At 36.5% G+C, this 20,032-nt stretch carries 13 protein-coding genes; 12 read left to right on the forward strand and 1 reads right to left on the reverse strand.

Annotated features, from left to right (window positions below; genetic code table 11):
* The first annotated feature begins 13 nt into the window (after nucleotides 1–13).
* The 8 genes from rpsM to alaS all read left to right on the forward strand — a co-directional run bounded on the left by rpsM (nucleotide 14) and on the right by alaS (nucleotide 10,328).
* Complete coding sequence (gene rpsM, locus ACFILH_RS07470) at nucleotides 14–382, forward strand: 30S ribosomal protein S13 (RefSeq protein ID WP_026500557.1); 369 nt, start codon at nucleotides 14–16, stop codon at nucleotides 380–382.
* A 116-nt stretch (nucleotides 383–498) separates the two neighbouring features.
* On the forward strand, nucleotides 499–888 hold the full coding sequence (gene rpsK, locus ACFILH_RS07475; RefSeq protein WP_007347762.1) for a 30S ribosomal protein S11: 390 nt from the start codon (nucleotides 499–501) through the stop codon (nucleotides 886–888).
* Nucleotides 889–982: 94 nt separating this feature from the next.
* Nucleotides 983–1,996: a DNA-directed RNA polymerase subunit alpha gene (locus tag ACFILH_RS07480; protein ID WP_273791420.1), complete on the forward strand. Its 1,014-nt coding sequence runs from the start codon at nucleotides 983–985 to the stop codon at nucleotides 1,994–1,996.
* Nucleotides 1,997–2,020: 24 nt separating this feature from the next.
* Nucleotides 2,021–2,449 (forward strand): 50S ribosomal protein L17, encoded by a 429-nt coding sequence (gene rplQ / locus ACFILH_RS07485; protein WP_273791421.1) that lies wholly within the window; start codon nucleotides 2,021–2,023, stop codon nucleotides 2,447–2,449.
* Between the two features lie 269 nt (nucleotides 2,450–2,718).
* The gene (locus ACFILH_RS07490) at nucleotides 2,719–4,113 is read left to right on the forward strand and encodes a DegQ family serine endoprotease (protein ID WP_375654492.1); all 1,395 of its coding nucleotides are present in this window, start codon (nucleotides 2,719–2,721) and stop codon (nucleotides 4,111–4,113) included.
* Between the two features lie 8 nt (nucleotides 4,114–4,121).
* Nucleotides 4,122–5,447, forward strand: coding sequence for a replication-associated recombination protein A (locus tag ACFILH_RS07495; protein WP_375643221.1), 1,326 nt, complete (start codon nucleotides 4,122–4,124; stop codon nucleotides 5,445–5,447).
* Nucleotides 5,448–6,412: 965 nt separating this feature from the next.
* Nucleotides 6,413–7,456: a recombinase RecA gene (gene recA / locus ACFILH_RS07500; RefSeq protein WP_273791424.1), complete on the forward strand. Its 1,044-nt coding sequence runs from the start codon at nucleotides 6,413–6,415 to the stop codon at nucleotides 7,454–7,456.
* A gap of 205 nt (nucleotides 7,457–7,661) precedes the next feature.
* Nucleotides 7,662–10,328: an alanine--tRNA ligase gene (alaS, locus tag ACFILH_RS07505; protein WP_375667591.1), complete on the forward strand. Its 2,667-nt coding sequence runs from the start codon at nucleotides 7,662–7,664 to the stop codon at nucleotides 10,326–10,328.
* Nucleotides 10,329–11,539: 1,211 nt separating this feature from the next.
* Here alaS and ACFILH_RS07510 read toward each other — a convergent pair.
* The gene (locus tag ACFILH_RS07510; RefSeq protein WP_375637441.1) at nucleotides 11,540–13,321 is read right to left on the reverse strand and encodes a glucan ABC transporter ATP-binding protein/ permease; all 1,782 of its coding nucleotides are present in this window, start codon (nucleotides 13,319–13,321) and stop codon (nucleotides 11,540–11,542) included.
* A gap of 206 nt (nucleotides 13,322–13,527) precedes the next feature.
* On the opposite strand from ACFILH_RS07510, the gene ACFILH_RS07515 reads away from it, so the two are divergent.
* The 4 genes from ACFILH_RS07515 to ACFILH_RS07530 all read left to right on the forward strand — a co-directional run bounded on the left by ACFILH_RS07515 (nucleotide 13,528) and on the right by ACFILH_RS07530 (nucleotide 17,885).
* Complete coding sequence (locus ACFILH_RS07515) at nucleotides 13,528–14,511, forward strand: RluA family pseudouridine synthase (protein WP_375643218.1); 984 nt, start codon at nucleotides 13,528–13,530, stop codon at nucleotides 14,509–14,511.
* A gap of 783 nt (nucleotides 14,512–15,294) precedes the next feature.
* Nucleotides 15,295–16,314, forward strand: coding sequence for an ATP-binding cassette domain-containing protein (locus ACFILH_RS07520; RefSeq protein ID WP_375667593.1), 1,020 nt, complete (start codon nucleotides 15,295–15,297; stop codon nucleotides 16,312–16,314).
* Complete coding sequence (locus tag ACFILH_RS07525) at nucleotides 16,289–17,113, forward strand: ABC-2 family transporter protein (RefSeq protein WP_375631291.1); 825 nt, start codon at nucleotides 16,289–16,291, stop codon at nucleotides 17,111–17,113. The genes ACFILH_RS07520 and ACFILH_RS07525 overlap by 26 nt, the downstream gene beginning before the upstream one ends.
* Nucleotides 17,097–17,885, forward strand: a complete 789-nt coding sequence (locus tag ACFILH_RS07530) for an ABC-2 family transporter protein (RefSeq protein ID WP_375657864.1) — start codon at nucleotides 17,097–17,099, stop codon at nucleotides 17,883–17,885. Before ACFILH_RS07525 ends, ACFILH_RS07530 begins: the two co-directional genes overlap by 17 nt.
* The last annotated feature ends 2,147 nt before the right edge of the window (nucleotides 17,886–20,032 follow it).

Raw genomic sequence — 20,032 nt, forward strand, 5'->3', positions numbered from 1 at the left:
AAGGAGAGTAGGCGTGGCTCGTATTGCTGGCGTCAATATCCCGACAAATAAGCGTGTAATTATTGCGCTTCAATATATCCACGGGATTGGACCAAAATTTGCTCAAGAAATTATTGAAAGAGTTGGCATTCCTTTGGGGCGTCGTGTGCATGAGCTTTCAGATGCTGAGGTGCTGCAGATTCGTGAGGCTATAGATCAGGGCTATCAAGTTGAAGGTGATCTTCGTCGTGAGGTTGCTATGAATGTTAAGCGTTTGATGGACCTTGGTTGTTATCGAGGATTGCGTCATCGCCGGTCTTTGCCTGTCCGAGGACAGCGTACACATACGAATGCCCGTACGCGTAAAGGTCCGGCTAAGGCAATTGCTGGTAAGAAGAAATAAGGGCCTTTGTGGAAGGTTTTTATATATTCTTTTTTCTTGTTTGATTTGTTTGACAAGGAAAAAAAAGGTGGAGCTGCTGATGTTACGGCAGTGATGAGATCGTTGAAAGGGAAATTATGGCCAAGGAAGCCACACGTGTTCGTCGTCGCGAACGTAAGAATATTTCATCAGGTGTTGTGCATATTAATTCAACATTTAATAACACAATGATTACTATTACTGATGCTCAGGGTAATGCAATTGCTTGGTCATCTGCTGGGGCTCAGGGGTTTAAAGGTGCGCGTAAATCGACACCTTTTGCTGCTCAAGTTGCTGCGGAGGATTGTGCAAGAAAAGCGCAAGAGCATGGTATGCGTTCTTTGGAAGTCGAAGTTTGTGGGCCTGGATCAGGGCGTGAATCTGCTCTACGTGCATTGCAATCTGTTGGTTTTGTCATTACTTCTATTCGCGATGTAACACCAATTCCTCATAATGGATGTCGTCCACGGAAAAGGCGGCGTGTTTAATTGGGTGTTGTTTTTTGTTGTCGGAGATTTCTCTGATGTTCACATTGGTCGTTACGATTGAATGGTAACGGAACTAAAGAACGGGAATAAAAATATGATCCAGAAAAACTGGCAGGAACTTATTAAACCCAATAAGGTTGAATCATGTGCACATGATAATCCAAATATTATAAGTGTGATTGCTGAGCCTCTTGAGCGTGGTTTTGGTTTAACCTTAGGAAATGCGCTTCGTCGCGTGTTGTTATCTTCGCTTCGTGGTGCTGCTATTACTGCTGTGCAGATTGACGGTGTCTTGCATGAATTTTCATCGATTCCAGGTGTGCGTGAGGATGTTACGGATATTATTCTGAATATAAAAGAAATTGCGCTTCGTATGGAAGAAGAAGGGCCTAAACGTGTCGTCGTTTATAAAGAGGGGCCTGGTGTCGTGAAAGCGGGAGATATCAGTACAGTCGGGGATATGGAAATTCTAAATCCAGATCATGTTATTTGTACTCTTGATGAAGATGCTGAGATTCGTATGGAATTTATTGTCAACACAGGAAAGGGTTATGTTCCATCTGATCGTAATTGTGTTGATGATGCACGTATAGGGCTTATTCCAATTGATAGTCTTTATTCACCAATTCGTAAAGTTTCTTATAAAGTGGAAAATACGCGTGAAGGTCAAGTTTTGGATTATGATAAATTGACCTTAACGATTGAAACGAATGGTGCTGTTAATGGAGAGGATGCTGTTGCTTTTGCAGCACGCATTCTTCAGGATCAATTATCGTTATTTATTAACTTTGAAGAGCCACAGAAGGAGCCTATTGAAGAGGTTGATTCTGAGCTTTCTTTTAATCCTGCACTTCTCAAAAAAGTGGATGAATTAGAACTTTCAGTTCGTTCGGCAAATTGTCTTAAGAATGATAATATTGTCTATATTGGTGATCTGATTCAAAAAACAGAATCTGAAATGCTTCGGACACCGAATTTTGGTCGCAAATCGTTGAATGAGATTAAAGAAGTTTTGGCGTGTATGGGTTTACATCTTGGAATGGAAATTCCTGCGTGGCCGCCTGAGAACATTGATGATCTTGCAAAACGTTATGAAGATCAATATTAAAATTAGAATTTAAGGAGAGGGCTTATGCGCCATAGTAAGTCAGGACGCAAGTTGAATCGTACTGCCAGTCACCGTAAAGCGATGTTTGCAAATATGGCAACTTCGTTGATCGAGCATGAGCAGATTGTGACAACGCTTCCAAAGGCTAAAGAAATTCGTCCTATTGTTGAAAAACTCGTTACTCTTGGTAAGCGTGGTGGTTTGCATGCGCGTCGGCAAGCAATTGCAGCACTTCGTGATGCGGGAAAGGTTGCAAAATTATTTGATACGCTTGCGCCACGTTATGCATCACGCAACGGTGGGTATTTGCGTATTATGAAAGCGGGGTTTCGTACCGGTGATAATGCACCCATGGCTGTTATAGAGTTTGTTGATCGTGATGTTGAAGCGAAGGGTGCTGGGGATCGTGCTCGCATGGAGGCTTCTGAGAATGAAAAGGGAACATCTTCGTAGAGTTTTTTTTATTCTGTTGGATTTTTAAAGGCCGCCTTGTTTTGGGCGGTTTTTTTGTGAGTATTTTTAAATTTATTTTAGTTGAGAAATAGGTGCAGAGAGAAAATTATAGAGTATTGAATTATCTTATTTTTATAATATTTATTGTTCAAATAGGTTGTTTTTATTCTCTATTATGAAATATTAATAGAGATCCTTAATTTGCGGGGATGCGTTTTTTTATTCTATTAATCTTCAACAGAATGTGCTGATTTTATAAGGAGTGGATTATGAGGTATTCTTTTTGGGTGCGGATTTTTTTTGCAATTATGATGCAGATATCATTTGATCATGTATATGCTCATGTTCCTCAAACACAAACAGAAATCACTCTTTCATTTTCTCCTTTAGTTAAAAAGACAGTTCCATCTGTTGTAAATATTTATGCAGCTCGACAAATTAGAGCACGATCACCTTTTGAAGGCGATCCATTTTTTGAGCAATTTTTTGGTCGTTTTCAAAATAAATTTCCTGTTCGTAAGCAATCGTCATTAGGATCAGGGGTGATTGTTGATGCACGTGGTTTGATTGTTACAAATTACCACGTCATTAAAGATGCAAGCGAAATTAAAGTGGCTTTTTCTGATGGGCGGGAGTTTGAGAGTAAGGTTGTGCTCAAAGATGAAGCGACTGATATTGCAATTCTTGAAGTTGAGGAAAAAGATGCTCAATTTCCTGTTCTTTCTTTGGGAAATTCTGATGCTGTTGAAGTTGGTGATCTTGTTCTGGCTATTGGTAATCCTTTTGGTGTTGGTCAAACAGTTACAAGTGGTATTGTTTCAGCGCAAGCGCGTACACGTGTTGGGATTTCTGATTTTGACTTTTTTATTCAAACAGACGCAGCCATTAATCCAGGGAATTCTGGTGGCGCTTTAATTGATATGAAAGGTCAGTTAATCGGAATTAATACGGCTATTTATTCGCGTTCCGGTGGTTCGGTAGGGATTGGTTTTGCTATTCCAGTTAATCTTGTAAAAGTAATGCTTGATACTGTTAAACGCGGTGGAAAATATTTTGTGCCGCCTTATATTGGGGCTTCTTTTCAAAATGTTACACCTGATATTGCTGGTGGTTTAGGTTTAGAACGTCCCTATGGTGCTCTGATTATTGAAGTTATCAAAGATAGTCCTGCTGAAAAAGCTGGATTGAAAGTAGGTGATGTTATTTTGAGTGTGCAGGGGGTACGCGTTGACAGTCCAGATAGTCTTGGTTATCGTTTGATGACAGCTGACGTTGAGCATAGTCTTGCCTTGGAATATTTACGAAGTGGAAAAACTTTAAAAACACAAATAACAGTTTCATCAATATCAGAAACTGCATTTTTAAAATCTGAAAAAATTACGGGTGACAGTCCTCTTGCTGGTGCTGAGGTGTTAGATTTAACACCGCAAAATAGTCGACGTTTTCATCTTCCTATATCTGCAAAAGGGGTTGTGATTACCAATCTTGAGGAAATGAGCAATGCAGCTGGAATTTTTCAGTCAGGAGATATTCTACGTGTTGTAAATGGCCATAAAATTCAAACAGTTCATCAGTTAAAAAAGGTTCTTATGCAAGGTCGCTCAAATATGTGGCAATTGGAATATGAACGTGATGGTATGTATATTCGCCAATTTATTCGTTGAGGTTTTTTTTGAAGAAAGATTTTTTTACTTCGTCGTTTGATTTTCAAGTTAATAAAAATCAGCCACTTGCAGAAAGAATGCGCCCTTGTTCTCTCAATGATGTTGTGGGACAAAAGCATTTGATTGGAGAGGATGGTTTGCTTTCACGTATGGCGGCAACTGGCTCAATTGGATCGATGATTTTTTGGGGACCTCCAGGGACGGGAAAAACGACCGTTGCACGTTTGTTAGCCCTTGAAACAAATTTCGCGTTTGAACAGGTTTCTGCTATTTTTACAGGAGTTTCTGAACTTAAAAAGATTTTTGAAGTTGCGCAGAGGCGTTTTATATCTGGGGATAAAACACTTCTCTTTGTTGATGAAATTCATCGGTTTAATCGTGCTCAGCAGGATAGTTTTCTTTCTGTGATGGAAGAGGGTACTGTGGTACTTATAGGTGCAACAACCGAAAATCCTTCTTTTGAACTGAATGCTGCCCTTCTTTCGCGTGCACGTGTTTTAACATTTCTTTCTCATGATCATGAAAGTTTGGACATGCTTTTGAAGCGTGCTGAAGAAGTGGAGGGAAAAACTCTTCCCTTGGATAATGATGCCAGAGACGTTTTGATAGAGATGTCTGATGGTGATGCGCGGGTAGCGTTAACATTGGCAGAGGAAGTTTGGTCTATTGCTCCATTGGGAGAGATTCTTGATGTTGTTGCTTTGCAAAAAGTTATTCAGCGTCGTGCGCCCATTTATGATAAAGGACGAGATGGGCATTATAATCTCATTTCAGCGTTGCATAAATCCGTTCGTGGATCTGATCCTGATGCTGCGCTTTATTATTTGGCACGTATGTTGGATGCTGGTGAAGATCCTCTCTATATTGGGCGAAGATTGGTTCGTATGGCTGTTGAAGATATTGGTTTGGCGGATCCTCAAGCTCTTGTCATTTGTAATGCAGCAAAAGATGCTTATGATTATTTAGGATCACCAGAAGGAGAGTTGGCTTTGGCGCAAGCATGTCTTTATGTTGCAACTGCGCCAAAGTCAAATGCAGCATATCTCGCGTATAAAGCAGCACTGCGTTGTGCGCGCAAAAATGGCTCTTTATCACCTCCTAAGCATATTCTTAATGCTCCTACGAAATTTATGAAGGAAGAAGGGTATGGAAGTGGTTATTGTTATGACCATGATGAACCAGACGCTTTTTCAGGACAAGAATATTTTCCCGAAAAACTTGGGCGTCAGAGTTATTATAAACCAGTTGAGCGTGGTTTTGAGCGTGAAATTGTGAAACGTCTTGAGTGGTGGCAACAGTTGCGTAAAAAACGTAAAGATCAAAATAAAATTTGAGTTGAAATACGTTTTTTATTGATCTCTTATGTTATTGTATGAGAAATTTAGCTTATATTTTAAACATTTATTGCATTGCTTGTAGAGATTTTTTTTGATATCTTCGAAAGTACATAGTTTTTCAAATTTAAATATATCATTCAACTTTTAAGCTGCTTTATTTTTTTTGGTTTTATTAAATAATATATTGACTTATAATAATAGACTGTTTCGTAAGTTGAATGAAAGTTTCAAATACCGTAAATTTCTCTCATCCCAAGTCTGTTATTTGTTGAATCAATCAAATCATTTACTTGCATGTTACGAGCAGGATTACCGTGTGATAAAAACTGTACAAGAAAGGACTAAAAATCCTTCTTATGAATTGTCTCAAGTGCCGAGAACTGTTGCAACATTGGGGGATGATAAATAGTGTGATGGGTGCCGGCTTTCTCCTTCCATAGAGTAAAGATGGTGGCGCCTAAAGGGTTTTGTAGTATACCACATTCATAGGTGTTGTCACAAAACGAGCTTAGAAGTTTTGAGAGATGTTTCTTAAATCAAGTGTATGAATATGCAACACAATGGCGTTTTGTTCTTCGATGCAATAGGGTATGAGGTTGATTGATGATGCGTTTTTTTGTGATCAATAGCAGGAGAATTCTTAGTCTCTCAAGTATTTAATCAAAGGGATAAGCAGAAGGGCTGTAGAACATTGTGTTTAAAATTAAATTGTTCCTTTTCTAGAGAGATATAAATATGTTAACTATGCTCCCATAGAGATATTACTTTATTAGAGTTTATTATGTGTCATAAGATAAGCAATGCCAATTCTTTATTGTGATGGTCATGAATGTTTATGGGCATAATGTGGAGATAGGAATGGAAATAGTCTGTGAAAATCTAAACTCAAGCCTTTAGTTAAATTAAAAGTACAGTGTACACTAAATTTTTAGGTTATTATGAATTCGGTCAAGGATATAATCGTGGATAAAACAAAAGCTCTCGATGCTGCTCTCTCACAAATTGAACGTTCTTTTGGTAAAGGCTCGATTATGCGTCTTGGGCAAAAAGAGCAGGTTGTTGAAATTGAAACAATTCCAACAGGGTCGTTATCCTTGGATATTGCTTTAGGGATTGGTGGATTACCGAAGGGGCGTATTGTTGAGATTTATGGACCAGAAAGTTCTGGGAAAACAACATTGGCTCTCCATGCTATTGCTGAGGCACAGAAAGGTGGTGGGATTTGTGCTTTTATTGATGCAGAGCATGCGCTTGATCCTATTTATGCGCGTAAGCTTGGTGTTGATTTAGAAAACTTGTTCATTTCTCAGCCAGATACCGGTGAACAGGCATTGGAAATTACAGAAACGTTGGTTCGTTCTGGTGCAGTTGATGTGCTTGTTGTGGATTCTGTCGCAGCTTTAACTCCGCGAGCAGAAATTGACGGTGAAATGGGTGATGCTTTGCCCGGATTGCAAGCTCGGTTAATGAGTAAAGCGTTACGAAAATTAACCGCAGCAATTTTTCGCTCTAACTGTATGGTTGTTTTTATTAATCAAATTCGCATGAAAATTGGTGTGATGTTTGGTTCTCCTGAAACGACAACGGGTGGAAACGCTTTAAAGTTTTATGCTTCTGTTCGTTTAGATATTCGTCGCATTGGATCCATTAAAGATAGGGATTCAATCGTTGGTAATCAGACGCGCGTTAAAGTGGTGAAAAATAAATTGGCACCTCCATTTAAGCAGGTTGAGTTTGATATTATTTATGGTGAAGGTATTTCCAAAGTAGGTGAATTGATTGATTTGGGTGTCAAGGTTGGTGTTGTGGAAAAATCTGGTGCATGGTTTTCTTATAATTCTCAGCGTTTAGGACAGGGGCGTGAGAATGCAAAGCAGTTTTTACGTGAACATGTGGAAATAGCTACAGAGATTGAAGCAGCTTTGCGCCAAAATGCTGGTTTGATTGCGATTGAACTGTTAGAAAATGCAGGGTCAGAAAATATAGAAAGTGATGAAGCCATTTGATGGAGTGTTTTTTTCGTCTATAATTTTTTCCCTTTCAGATTTTTCTGTTTTTTTGTTTGAGTTTTTAAATACGCAGTCATTTTTTTCTCAATTTTTTAAAACAAATATTCCATTTTTGATTAAATTGACTCCATGCGTGGCGAAGAGAATTTAATGAGGGGGATTTTTCTTTTATGGTTTTGTGCTGTATTGAGCAGGTGTCAACATGAATAGTGTTAATAATATTCGGTCAATATTTTTGGATTATTTTCATCGTAATGGGCATAAAGTTCTTTCTTCTAGTCCGCTTGTTCCGCGGAATGATCCTACACTTATGTTTACAAATGCAGGAATGGTGCAGTTTAAAAATGTTTTTACTGGACTTGAACAACCTTCTTATACGCAGGCAACAACGGCACAAAAATGTGTTCGTGCGGGTGGAAAGCATAATGATCTTGATAATGTTGGATATACGGCGCGCCATCATACATTTTTTGAAATGCTGGGTAATTTTTCTTTCGGTGATTATTTCAAAGAAGAAGCCATTTTTTTATCATGGAATCTTTTAACAAAGGAATTTTGCCTGCCAAAAGATAAATTGTTGGTGACAGTTTATCAGAGTGATGATGTTGCTGCTGAACTGTGGCGTAAAATTTCAGGTCTTCCAGATGAAAAAATTGTCCGTATTGCGACAGCTGATAATTTTTGGTCGATGGGAGAAACAGGCCCTTGTGGGCCTTGTTCGGAGATTTTTTATGATCATGGTGATGAAATCTGGGGCGGTCCTCCTGGAAGTATGGAAGAAGATGGTGATCGCTTTATTGAGATTTGGAATCTTGTTTTTATGCAGTATGAGCAAGTTTCCAAGGAAAAACGTGTTAACTTACCTCACCCTTCTATTGATACAGGCATGGGATTAGAGCGTATTGCTGCTGTTTTACAGGGCGTTCATGATAATTATGACATTGATCTTTTTCGTGCATTAATTGCTGCATCAGAAGAAATTACAGGGATTGAGGCAAAGGGTGATTTTATTGCCAGCCATCGTGTCATTGCTGATCATCTTCGTTCATCGGCATTTTTGATTGCTGATGGTGTGCTTCCTTCTAATGAAGGAAGAGGATATGTTTTACGTCGTATTATGCGTCGTGCTATGCGTCATGCGCATCTTCTTGGTGCTAAAGAGCCCTTAATGTGGCGACTTTTGCCTGCTTTAAATCGCGAAATGGGACAAGCTTATCCTGAGTTGGTGCGTGCTGAATCTTTGATTTCAGAAACTTTAAGGTTAGAAGAAATACGTTTTCGTAAAACGCTTGAACGAGGACTTGGTTTGTTGAACGAAGCAAGTACCGATCTTAAAGAAGGAGACTATTTGAATGGTGAAGTTGCTTTCAAACTTTATGATACCTATGGTTTTCCGCTTGATTTGACGCAAGATGTTCTTCGTCGTCGCGGAATATCTGTTGACGTTGGTGCTTTTGATAAAGCGATGGAACGCCAAAAAGAGGAAGCACGTGCCAATTGGTCTGGTTCTGGAGAAGCTGTAATAGAGAAAATCTGGTTTTCTGTTCGTGATCAAGTGGGGGCCACAGAGTTTTTAGGTTATGAAACTGAGACAGCGAAAGGTATTCTTACAGCTCTTGTATGTGATGGTAAAATTGTTGATCATATTTCTTCAGATCAGAAAGCTATGCTTGTTGTTAATCAGACACCTTTTTATGGTGAATCTGGTGGGCAAATTGGTGATAGCGGTATCATTTCTGGTGAAAATTTTATTTTTAAGGTGCATGATACCCAAAGAAAGGGTGATGGTGTTTTTATCCATATTGGGGAGGTGAAATCTGGTCAGGCATCGAGGTCTGATTGTGTAGAATTAACGGTTGATATTGTTCGTCGTAAGAAAATTCGCGCGAATCACTCTGCTACTCATTTGTTACACGAAGCTTTACGCCAAACATTGGGGGACCATGTTACACAAAAGGGCTCTCTTGTATCGCCAGATCGGTTGCGTTTTGATTTTTCACATCCAAAATCCGTTTCACCAGAAGAGTTGAAAAAAATAGAAGATTTAGCCAATGAGATTATTTTGCAAAATAGTAAAGTAATAACGCGCCTCATGGCTGTAGATGATGCAATTTCTGAAGGTGCCATGGCATTGTTTGGTGAAAAATATGGTGATGAAGTTCGCGTTGTTTCTATGGGGGAGCCATTTGAAAAGGGAGGATTTAAAAAGCGTTGGTCAATTGAGCTTTGTGGTGGCACACATGTGGAGCGAACAGGTGATATCGGTTTGATTCATATTGTTTCTGAAAGTTCTGTTTCAGCTGGAGTGCGGCGTATTGAAGCTTTAACAGGCAAAGAAGCACGTCTTTATCTTAGCCGCCAAGATGAACGTATTCATGAAATTGCTGATCTTTTAAAAACTTCTTCTGCTGGTGTGGAAGAACGGGCGCGAATTTTGCTTGATGATCGTCGTAAACTTGAAAAAGAATTGAATGATGTACGCAAGAAAATGATGTTGAGTGGTGGAATAACAGAAAGGAGCCAAGGTGATATTATCATCATCAATGGGTTTTCTTTTACCGGACGCGTTGTTAAAAATATTTTACCACGGGATCTTAAGGCGCTCGTCGATTCTGAGAAAAAACAAATCGGATCTGGAGTGGTTGCATTTATTAGTGTCTCGGAGGATGGAAAAGGGAGTGCTGTTGTCGGCGTTACGGATGATTTAACGGATAAGTTAAATGCTGTAGATCTCGTTCGTATTCTTTCAGAGATGCTTGGTGGTAAAGGTGGAGGTGGCCGTCCTGATATGGCGCAGGCTGGTGGTCCTGAGGGGAACAAAGCTGATGAGGCATTTGCGGCACTAAAAGATTTTCTTGAAAAAAATTAAAGAATGAAATCATTCTGCATAGGTATTTTTTACATTGTTATATTGGGTTGGCATCTATGTATCATGAATATCTGTCTGGTGTATTTCTGAAATGCAGATACAGCGTAATTGGGGAAAAATACAATTGTAAAGATAAAAACAGTGTTTGTCTTTATAACGTCCAAGCGTTTCAGGAGTCACCTTTTTAAGATAAGATAGATTATTCAGCACTTCATGCTTTGCTGTGTATTCTTTTACTAGGAAGACTAGTTATTGTGTTGCTCTTATAGATTTTTTAAAGAAACCTCTCTTTTTATGAAAGGAAAAATCAAGATTTATTGCATACGATTCTCCTTATAAAGTTATAAGCTGTCATTATTCGATTAGTTTTCAAATGAATAAAATCTCTTTCCTTGAAAAGGCTTATAAAAGAGTTGTTATATCTTAGAGCTATTGTTTTCATTTTGCTTGTTATGTACACAGTTTTTTGGTTTATTATTAAAAGGTTTTGAAAAGAATATTCTCCTATCTTTATAAATCTTTATTTAAAGTTATAAAGTAATGAATTATCAATATAAATCAAAGGAATATCACATAAATCTAAAGATTTAGATTAATATTTAATTTATTTATGATAAAATTGCTTTAATACATTGAGTTATAATGATAATTTATCGTTTTATCTTTTGAATAAGAGCTACGAATATTCGTAGGATTTTATTATTTCAAATTCTGGGTATGTTAAATTAATCAAAACCACTCACGAATGTCGTTGTGAAATGGGCTTAAGAGCATTGAAAAATGTTTCTTAAAAAAGTCATATGAATGTGCAAAACAATGATGTTCTGTTCTTTATGAGAGGACTATAAAGAACGTGATAAACAAAAGTGCAAAGCAATACATAATATTCATTATTTAAAAGATGTTTCTTTAGTTCGTTTTGAAATTCGTAAAGCTGAGTAAAAAGAAGACGATAAAACTGGAAATTGTTTTTACCTTTACATTTTCCCTAAATGAGAATGTATACTCGTCAATATGCACAGATATAGGAAAATATTTTTGTTCTAATCTAGTAAAATTGCAATAGCAGAGAAAATACTAAACTGTTTTAATATTTTTCTTAAATACCTAAAATGAATTGTGGCATTTTTAGAAATCTTTTTACTTGTATCATATATAAGAACTCTTGTTATCTTGAGGAGGATTTTTTTGCTTGAAAAAGAGTATCAATTTTATGATGCTATGGCTTCATGTAAGGGGATAACATTTTCTCCTTCTCTTTCTGGTGGTTTGATTGTTAAACCACTTGCCTTTAAAAAATTAGAGAAACGTCCCCCTTTATCGATCAATTCTTGAAAGTTTCCTTTTTCCATTAAGTGACCATGATCCAGAAAGAGTATCACATCAGCATTGCGTACTGTTGAGAGGCGATGTGCTATAATAAAAGTAGTGCGGTTATGGCTTATGCAATCGAGAGCATCTTTGACACGTGCTTCTGTTTCAACATCAAGAGCGCTTGTTGCTTCATCTAGAATGAGAATAGGGGAATTTTTTAAAACAGCGCGTGCAATTGCTAGTCGCTGTTTTTCTCCACCGGATAATTGAGATCCTCGTTCGCCCACCATTGTGTTATAACAATCAGCTTTTTTTAGAATAAAATCGTGAGCTTCTGCTATTTTTGCTGCTTCATAAAGTTCTTCATTTGTTGCGCTCGCTTTTCCTATTGAAATATTGTCATGAATAGTACGGTTGAAAAGACCCGAGTCTTGAAATACTGTTGCTAGAGATTTGCGTAAAGATTCGCGATTGATTGAGCATATATTTATTCCATCAATGGAGATATGCCCAAGGGTAGGGTCGTATACGCGCTGCAACAGATTGATCAATGTTGTTTTTCCAGCCCCTGTTGGCCCTACAATTGCAACAGTTTGTCCTGCTTTAACCTCAAAGGAAATATCAAAAACACCTTGAGAAGAATTGGGGAATTTATAGGTCACGTGATGAAATTGTATGGCGCCTTTAACATTTTGGAGGGAAGGAAGATTTTGCGGTTCGTTGATATGAAAGGTTGAGTCTTCCATTTCAAAAAATTCTTGCAGTTTTGCTTGTGAGGATATTGCACAATTAATAAAATTGCTCATTTGGTCTAGGCGGCTAATCATGAGTTGTGCAAATCCAACAAAAGCAACGACTTCACCTACTCGTAATTGATCTTTTGCAACAAAAAAAGCTCCAAGGAGGAGAACACAAACGATTGAAATTGTTGAAGCCATTCGATTTAAGCCACTGGCGAGCGCCCACCAATTGAGAACAGGATTTTGTGCTTTAAGCAGAGCATTTGTATGTTGATGCAGTATAGAAGCTTCTTCTTTTATTCGGTTATAACTTTGTACAATGGAAACATTAGAGATTGAATCACTGACATGTTTAAAAAGGTTGTGGTGGTAGCATTCCACAGCGGCTTGTCCGTCTTTTGTTTTTCGCATCACTAAACGTGCAATTAATACGTAGGTGATGGCAAGCACAACCAAGACTATTGAAAGACGCCAATTCATATTAAACGCTATGGGGATGAGAACTAATAAGGCGACAAGCGTTGAGAGGTGTTGGCGCATAAAATCAAGCCATATGGTTGACATGGAATCTATTGCGCGCAAAAGTGTATGGAGTGCGTTGGAAGTTCCACGTTGTTGATGCCAAATTAAAGGCATGGCAATGATACGTTCGAAAGATTCCGTTAAAACCGTTAAGCGGCGTCTATGGGCTAAGCGGTCAGCACCGCGAGCAACAAGGACATAAGCAATAATATGTGAAAGTCCAAAACAAACCCAAATGGTAAGAGTAGGAATGATAGCTGATTTTTCTGAAATAGAATCAATAACACGTCCGAATAAAATAGGTTCTGCAATAGTGATAATAGCTAACATAACATTAGCGGTACAGATTAAAAGGGATGCATTTTTTTCTCTATTTAGGTAAGTGAGAACACGTGCATAGGTTTTGAATAAGGACACGGTTAATTATCTCCATTCGCTATTAAGCGTAAAGGCTGTTGATTTTTACAACGCTTAGTTTTTAGCTAATAAAATTTGGATGTTAAGAAAAGGCAATTTTGGATACTAACTGTAATATGGTGTGATAAAACCAACTAAAATATGAATTTTTGTGTTTATAAAGGCGCAAAAATAGATCAATAAAATTATCAGGTAAGGGAATTTTCATGGCAGGCATAGAAATAAAAAAAGTTGAGGCAGATGAAAATGGAATGCGCTTAGATCGCTGGTTTAAAGTGCATTATCCAGGACTTGGTTTTGGAGCTTTGCAAAAATTGTTGCGTTCTGGTCAGATACGGGTTGATGGTGGACGTGTTAAAGCCGATACGCGTCTTTGTATAGGACAGGCTGTTCGTATTCCACCTCTCCCTATTAATGACAAGGAAAATCTTTCAATAACGGATAAAACACTTCGTGGGCAGGATGATGGGACCGTTTTGAAAAAAATGCTGCTTTATGAAGATCCAAAGGTATTTGTTTTTAATAAACCAGCTGGATTGGCTGTACAAGGAGGCTCTGGTTTAACACGTCATATGGATAGTATGCTTGAGGTATGGCGCAATAAAAAAGGTGAAAAGCCGCGTTTGGTTCATCGTCTTGATCGTGAGACGTCGGGTGTGCTTATTGTTGCGCGATCAAGGGGAGCTGCTCAGTCCTTAACTGCTGCTTTTAGAGCGCGAGAAACAAAAAAGACTTATTGGGCGTTGGTTCGGGGCGTGCCTAAAAAAAAGCAGGACAAAATTTCAACGTGGATGGTTAAGGAAATGACTGCACAAGGTGACAAAATGCGTGTTTGTGAACATGGGGAGCCAGATTCACATCATGCGGTTTCCTACTATCGCGTTTTAGATACACGAGGGCGGGCTCTTTCGTGGCTTGAAATGGAACCCTATACAGGGAGAACACATCAGCTTCGTGTGCATGCTGCCCATATGGATCATCCTATCATTGGCGATACAAAGTATTTTTTTTCTGATAGTAATTGGACATTACCAGGAGGAATTCAAAATCGTCTTCATCTTCATGCACGTCGTATTCGTATTCCTCATCCTTCAGGAGGAATATTGGACATTGTTGCACCTTTACCACCTCATATGGTTCAAAGTTTTAATCTTTTGTCTTTTAATGAGAGTGATGCTGAAACAGAGTAAAGAAACTTCATTTGTTCTTTTTGATTGATATAAATTTGATAAGATGAATAGGGCATCATTTGAAGGAAGTTTTTGATAAGTCAATCGCTATGAGAAAATTATGTTTTTGAGTGATGAAATTTTCGAATATCATGGCTTTCTTTCTACAGCTCTTTATCCATATTGATTGTATTGTTATTTTTTGGATATGGTGTATCATTTAATAATCTGAGTTTATGAAGCTGCTTCTTTGAATTATCTATAGAGGTCATATATTGGGAAGGCGTGTCTATTGAGCGAGATGAGTTAGATAAAATCTGAAAGATATTTACTAAAATAGAGAAAGCGATTTTAGTTTTTTTATGGGGAATAATGGAGGCGTTTTATAGTAATGCTGAGGAAAAGTAACCTCTCAAAAAATTCCTGTTGTCAAGGAAGTTTGTTTTATTATCAATGTGGTTTGATATGCTTATAGTATAGATTTATGCTTTGTATCTTTGCTTACACAATGAAGCCTTCTTAGCAAAGTTCTCCTTTCAATGACCAATTATTTTTCTACTTACTTAGTTTATCCAAAAGACTATCTTTCATAAAAGAAGAAATAAGTTTTTAGTATCTTAATGCTTCATTGAAGTGAACTCATCACATTGAAAAAATATCTAGACAAAAAATTGGAGATAAAACGTCAGGCGCGTTTTATTGCTCTAGGGAGGGCTTGAACAGTTTTGTTTTTTCTAGTGAACAAAACAGATATTTATTATGGGAACATTCAAAAGGGGGATAAATTGAAATTAGGAGTGACTGATGGGATCATTATTGATTGACGTTAATAACGTCTCAAAAATATATCGCAACATTGACAGAGGAATTGGTTTTAAAAACAAGGTGTTTTCTCTCTTCAAGCCGGTTTATACAAATCATCATGTGTTAAAAGATATGAGTTTCACCCTCTTTTCAGGGCAATCGTTAGCAATTCTTGGCCCTAACGGAGCGGGTAAATCGACACTGATTAAAATACTTTCTGGTATACAATACGCTGATGAGGGATGTGTTAAAGTCCTTGGTGTTGATCCTTATAAAGCGAAGAAAAATCTGTTCAAGTCTTTGGGTGTGGTCTTTGGTCACAAGAATTGTTTATGGTGGGATTTGCCCTTACGCTACAGTCTGGATATGGTTCAACCATTATATGGTCTTGAATGCGCCTCTTTTACCCGTGATCTTAAAGAGATCGCTGAGTTGCTGGGTCTTGAGCATATTATAGATAAGCCAGTGCGGATGCTTAGTCTAGGTGAGAGAGTGAAAAGTGAATTGGCATTTAATCTCTCCTTTAGACCTAAACTGTTGTTTCTCGATGAGCCAAGTATTGGTCTTGATATTACAGCTAAGCATGAAATCAGGGAGCTTCTTAAAAAACTGAAAAAGGAGCGTGGCACTGGGTATATCATTACAAGTCATGATATGGGAGATATTGATGGATACGTCGATGATATTATTCTTTTGCATAAAGGAAAGAAACAGTTTCATGGTAATCTTCATGCGCTTAAAAATGTCATTCCTTCTTTGGTGAGAATGACACTTTTTTGTGAACACATGGCTGCACCTTCAGCTGTTGTAGAAAAAATTGATGAGATTGCGTTGAAATTATCTACTCCTTTAAAAGATAAGCACTTTAACGCTGAAGAATGCTCGCTGGAGGTTTCGCTGCCCCGTGAGGATTTTGCGCGTTTTGTACGCGAAATTACAACCGAATTGAACTGTACGTTCTCTGTATCCACTCCCTCGCTTGAAGAGATGCTCCGTGTTAAATTTAAAGAATTTATCTAACCACTGCTTTGGTATGTTTCTTTTTGCCAAGAATGGATTACTCACTGTTCTAAGTGATAGAGCAATGTTTTTTACCGATATTATCATTGGGACACTTTCGCCATTTGTTATTCAACTTCTATTATGGAATGCACTTTTCTCTGATACGGGCAACACCATCAATGGCTTTAGCTTTTATGATATGATGTATTATTATGCTTTTGCTTTAGTCCTAGGTCGCTTAAATAATGGTTATAATGTGATTAAGTTTTTCTCTCATCATGTTAAAGAAGGTCAATTAGAAGTATATCTTACAAAGCCCTTTAGTTATATGACACAAATGCTTTTTACTTTTTTAGGGGAGAGTGTATTATATAGCATCCCGTTATTGGCTCTTTTTGTTGTTAAGCTTGTTTTATCCTATGAAAATATTCTGGGATTGGTCATCGCTTTTCTGTTCTTTTTTCTGGTTGTTATTCTATCACAATTGCTTTGTTTTTTACTCTCTTTTGGAATTGCCTTATTAAGCTTTTGGGTGATTGAGTACAATATATTACTCTCTTTCAGTATTCTCAGTTCAACGCTTCTTGGGGGTGTTCTTTTACCACCATCTTTTTGGCCGGTGTGGCTTATTCCGCTTATGCAATTTAATCCTTATCGTTTCATGATATCAGCTCCTGCCGAGTTTTTCGCGACGCAAAATTTAGCGTTGTTTCAGCAGTTTATTTTCGGAAGTTTTACTTATATTTTGTGTTTTTTATTCTTAATTTATATTGCTTGGAATAAAGGGATGAAAGCATATAATGGAGCGGGTGGTTGAGATGAAAATAATCCTTCATTTTATCAGTTTGAATATCCGCCGACAGATTGTTTATGGTAAGAATTTGGCTGGGGAGTTTATTCTTTCTCTATGCTATTATTTTATTCAATTCATATTTATTAATAGAATATCTTCTTTTTCAGGAAAGATCGGTAACTATAGCAGAGATGAAATCCATTTTATCTTTGTTGTCTTTGTTTTACTTGGAATATTTTTGAATATTTTTACTAATTCTATTGAAACGTTTTTTGAAAAAGTAGCGGATGGTAAAATTGAACCATACTTGATAAAGCCCGTTTCAATCTGGTTGTTGATGTTGTTTGGTTGGTGTAAACCTCTTAATCTGATCAAGCTCTTTGTTCTTTATGTTAGTGCCTATTTATTTGTATCATTACCGAATATATCCGATCTTAAGCTAAGATGGATCTCTTTTATTGTTGCAATATTTTGTGTTTTTATTGTCAATATTTGTTTTTTCATGATGTTTAATTTTGTAACATTTATTATTAGCCGTAAGATGCCTGTCGAATATTTTCATGAAATGATTTACGAGCTTTCATTTGTGCCAATAGGAATTTATCCTTTAAGCATCGTAAAATGGCTTTTGTTTATGCTTCCCATGGCTTTTTCTGCTTCCTTGCCTGTGTCATTGTTGCTTGGTAAAGGCGAATGGAATATTGGATATCTTCTGTTGAGCGCTTTTCTTTCCATGGTCATGACTTTCATAAGTTATAAGAAAACAATGCGTAAATTTAATGGATTAGGGGGATGAGATGAAAGTCAGCATGATTATAAAAATAAAAAAAATTGAGTGAATAATTCTATTGTACCATAAATTATCGTTATTTATTCTGGCGATATAAGGCATGTAGAATTTTCACATGAGGATTTTTTTATTGTTAGATAAGATTGAACAATAATATAGGCCGCATTCCCACAGTTACTGGCAAGGAGCGTGAAATAGAAATCAGAGGTTTAAACTGTTCGATTTTAGATGGCAGCTTGATGACAAAAGCCAATGGTAAGATGGCATACAATTTAGTATCATTCATAATACGAGCCAGATGTGTTCTTTTTCGGTTATAGTGCTAAAAAATTGTCAAAGTGGGTAATTTTTATATGCGTAGAATGTGGTTATTCGTGCGGATTTTGTTGGTGCATTCAATATATTATTACGTGGATGAGTTTTTTGCTTAAACAATAAGAAAATTGATAGAATAAAGCTTTTAAGTTGCCCGATAGAAAGCTAAGAGTTGTGCTAAACAACATGATAGCAATTATCAAGATAACGATCACATAGAGATTTTCAGCATGCTGAGTAGGAAAAATTCCATCAATAATTGCTTGAAAAATAAAAGGATTCACCAAGTCAAGTAGCTGTAAAACGATAGCAATAAGATTAATTTCAATAACGTAATAAATATATTTCTTTGTTGTGCGAGTAAATCAAGAGAAGGTTCTTAATTTTTCTTATGCAAACTCATTTTAAGTTATGATTTTGTTAAGAGAAAGAAAAATATAATGTGTTATATTTTAATAGTATTTGCGAATATTATTGTTTGTACGGTGTTTTTATTTTATTTTAATTTAAAATTAGGTTTGACAATTGTCTAAAACGCGTAATAATCTAATCTAATTGTATCGATATGATGCGTTTTTCTATAAAAGAAAAAGGAGAGTTCAAGCTCATCAAGTGCTTCAGGTAATTCATGCCGTCCTTCGGGTTATTATTGGGATACAATAAAATCTACAGGACAAACAGGAGTAATGATAGTGGCGCCTGTTGGGACAGTTGGAGGTGCTGTGCTTGGAGGAATCGTAAGTATAGCGGGTGCAGTTGCAATAGAAAATAGATGGTATAGTTCCTGTTAATCGTAGCTGCTGCTGTGCGGAGGGGGCTACACTAAGAGAAGGCAGTAGGCAGCACTATAAATGGTGCTCTAGTAGGGAGTTTTTAGAGTTGTGCATCATTTTTATAATTGTGTACGGTAATTTATAGAATATCTGCAATATATCTCTAAAATCATAATAATTTTGTAGATATGTTAATGAAAAATATGTCTAAGAAATATTGTTAGAATATCTTTTAATGGTATATTATTTATAATTCTATATATTTTAGTTCATAAATTTTAAGTGTTATAGATACTTTAAGTACTATTAATATTATTAATAAATTTATTTAAATTATATTATGCTTCTAAAGCGCATATTAAAACTGATATTATAAAAAATCATCAATAATATTCATTTTATTTTTTATAGTATTCTTTATTTAAGTATCTTTCTATAGAGATTATGAGATATGTTATTAATAAAGTTATGTTTTTAAATTTGTCCAAAAAAATAAAGAGAAATCCAGACAGCTTCTTTTTCAATAAACAAAAATAATGCTTTAATTTGATGTTGTAAAATAACTGATAACGATCATATGTTTTTGATTATCAGTGATGAAAATAATGTGATTTTTGATATAGAGATTGAAAAGATTGAGAACTTTTTCGCGTATCACTCATATTTTCTTACCAAATTTTTTGAAAAATTATATAAAGCAAAAAAATAAATTCTGTTAAGTTATTAGCATTTATAATGAGTTTTTTATTTTCCAGTTTTGTGATTGTTTTTGCATTTAACAATGCATTAACAACATGTGTGGTCCATTTTAAAGTTTTGTTTAAAATTACATAAGTAAGTTCTATTTTGATTTGTTATTGCATCGCTCGTATTGATGTATAACAAAAGCGTTTGAGACAATATAAGATCACAAGAATAAATTTTTAATTGGGTATATAAACTACCGATTGCTTACAGATAAAAAAATCTATGCATATCAAAGTTACGTAAGTTTTTTCTCTTCAAAATGTGTATTTGAATTAATTTTTGTGATTGATAGCTTTACTACGATGAAAATACTTGTGA

The organism is Bartonella sp. CL435QHHD (assembly GCF_042195095.1).
In the GTDB taxonomy this organism is placed as follows: Bacteria; Pseudomonadota; Alphaproteobacteria; order Rhizobiales; family Rhizobiaceae; genus Bartonella.

Excerpts from the sequence above, each read along its gene's own strand:
- rpsK (WP_007347762.1), top strand. The coding sequence starts at position 499 with ATGGCCAAGGAAGCCACACGTGTTCGTCGTCGCGAACGTAAGAATATT.
- ACFILH_RS07480 (WP_273791420.1), top strand. The coding sequence starts at position 983 with ATGATCCAGAAAAACTGGCAGGAACTTATTAAACCCAATAAGGTTGAA.
- rplQ (WP_273791421.1), top strand. The coding sequence starts at position 2,021 with ATGCGCCATAGTAAGTCAGGACGCAAGTTGAATCGTACTGCCAGTCAC.
- ACFILH_RS07490 (WP_375654492.1), top strand. The coding sequence starts at position 2,719 with ATGAGGTATTCTTTTTGGGTGCGGATTTTTTTTGCAATTATGATGCAG.
- alaS (WP_375667591.1), top strand. The coding sequence starts at position 7,662 with ATGAATAGTGTTAATAATATTCGGTCAATATTTTTGGATTATTTTCAT.
- ACFILH_RS07515 (WP_375643218.1), top strand. The coding sequence starts at position 13,528 with ATGGCAGGCATAGAAATAAAAAAAGTTGAGGCAGATGAAAATGGAATG.
- ACFILH_RS07520 (WP_375667593.1), top strand. The coding sequence starts at position 15,295 with ATGGGATCATTATTGATTGACGTTAATAACGTCTCAAAAATATATCGC.
- ACFILH_RS07530 (WP_375657864.1), top strand. The coding sequence starts at position 17,097 with ATGGAGCGGGTGGTTGAGATGAAAATAATCCTTCATTTTATCAGTTTG.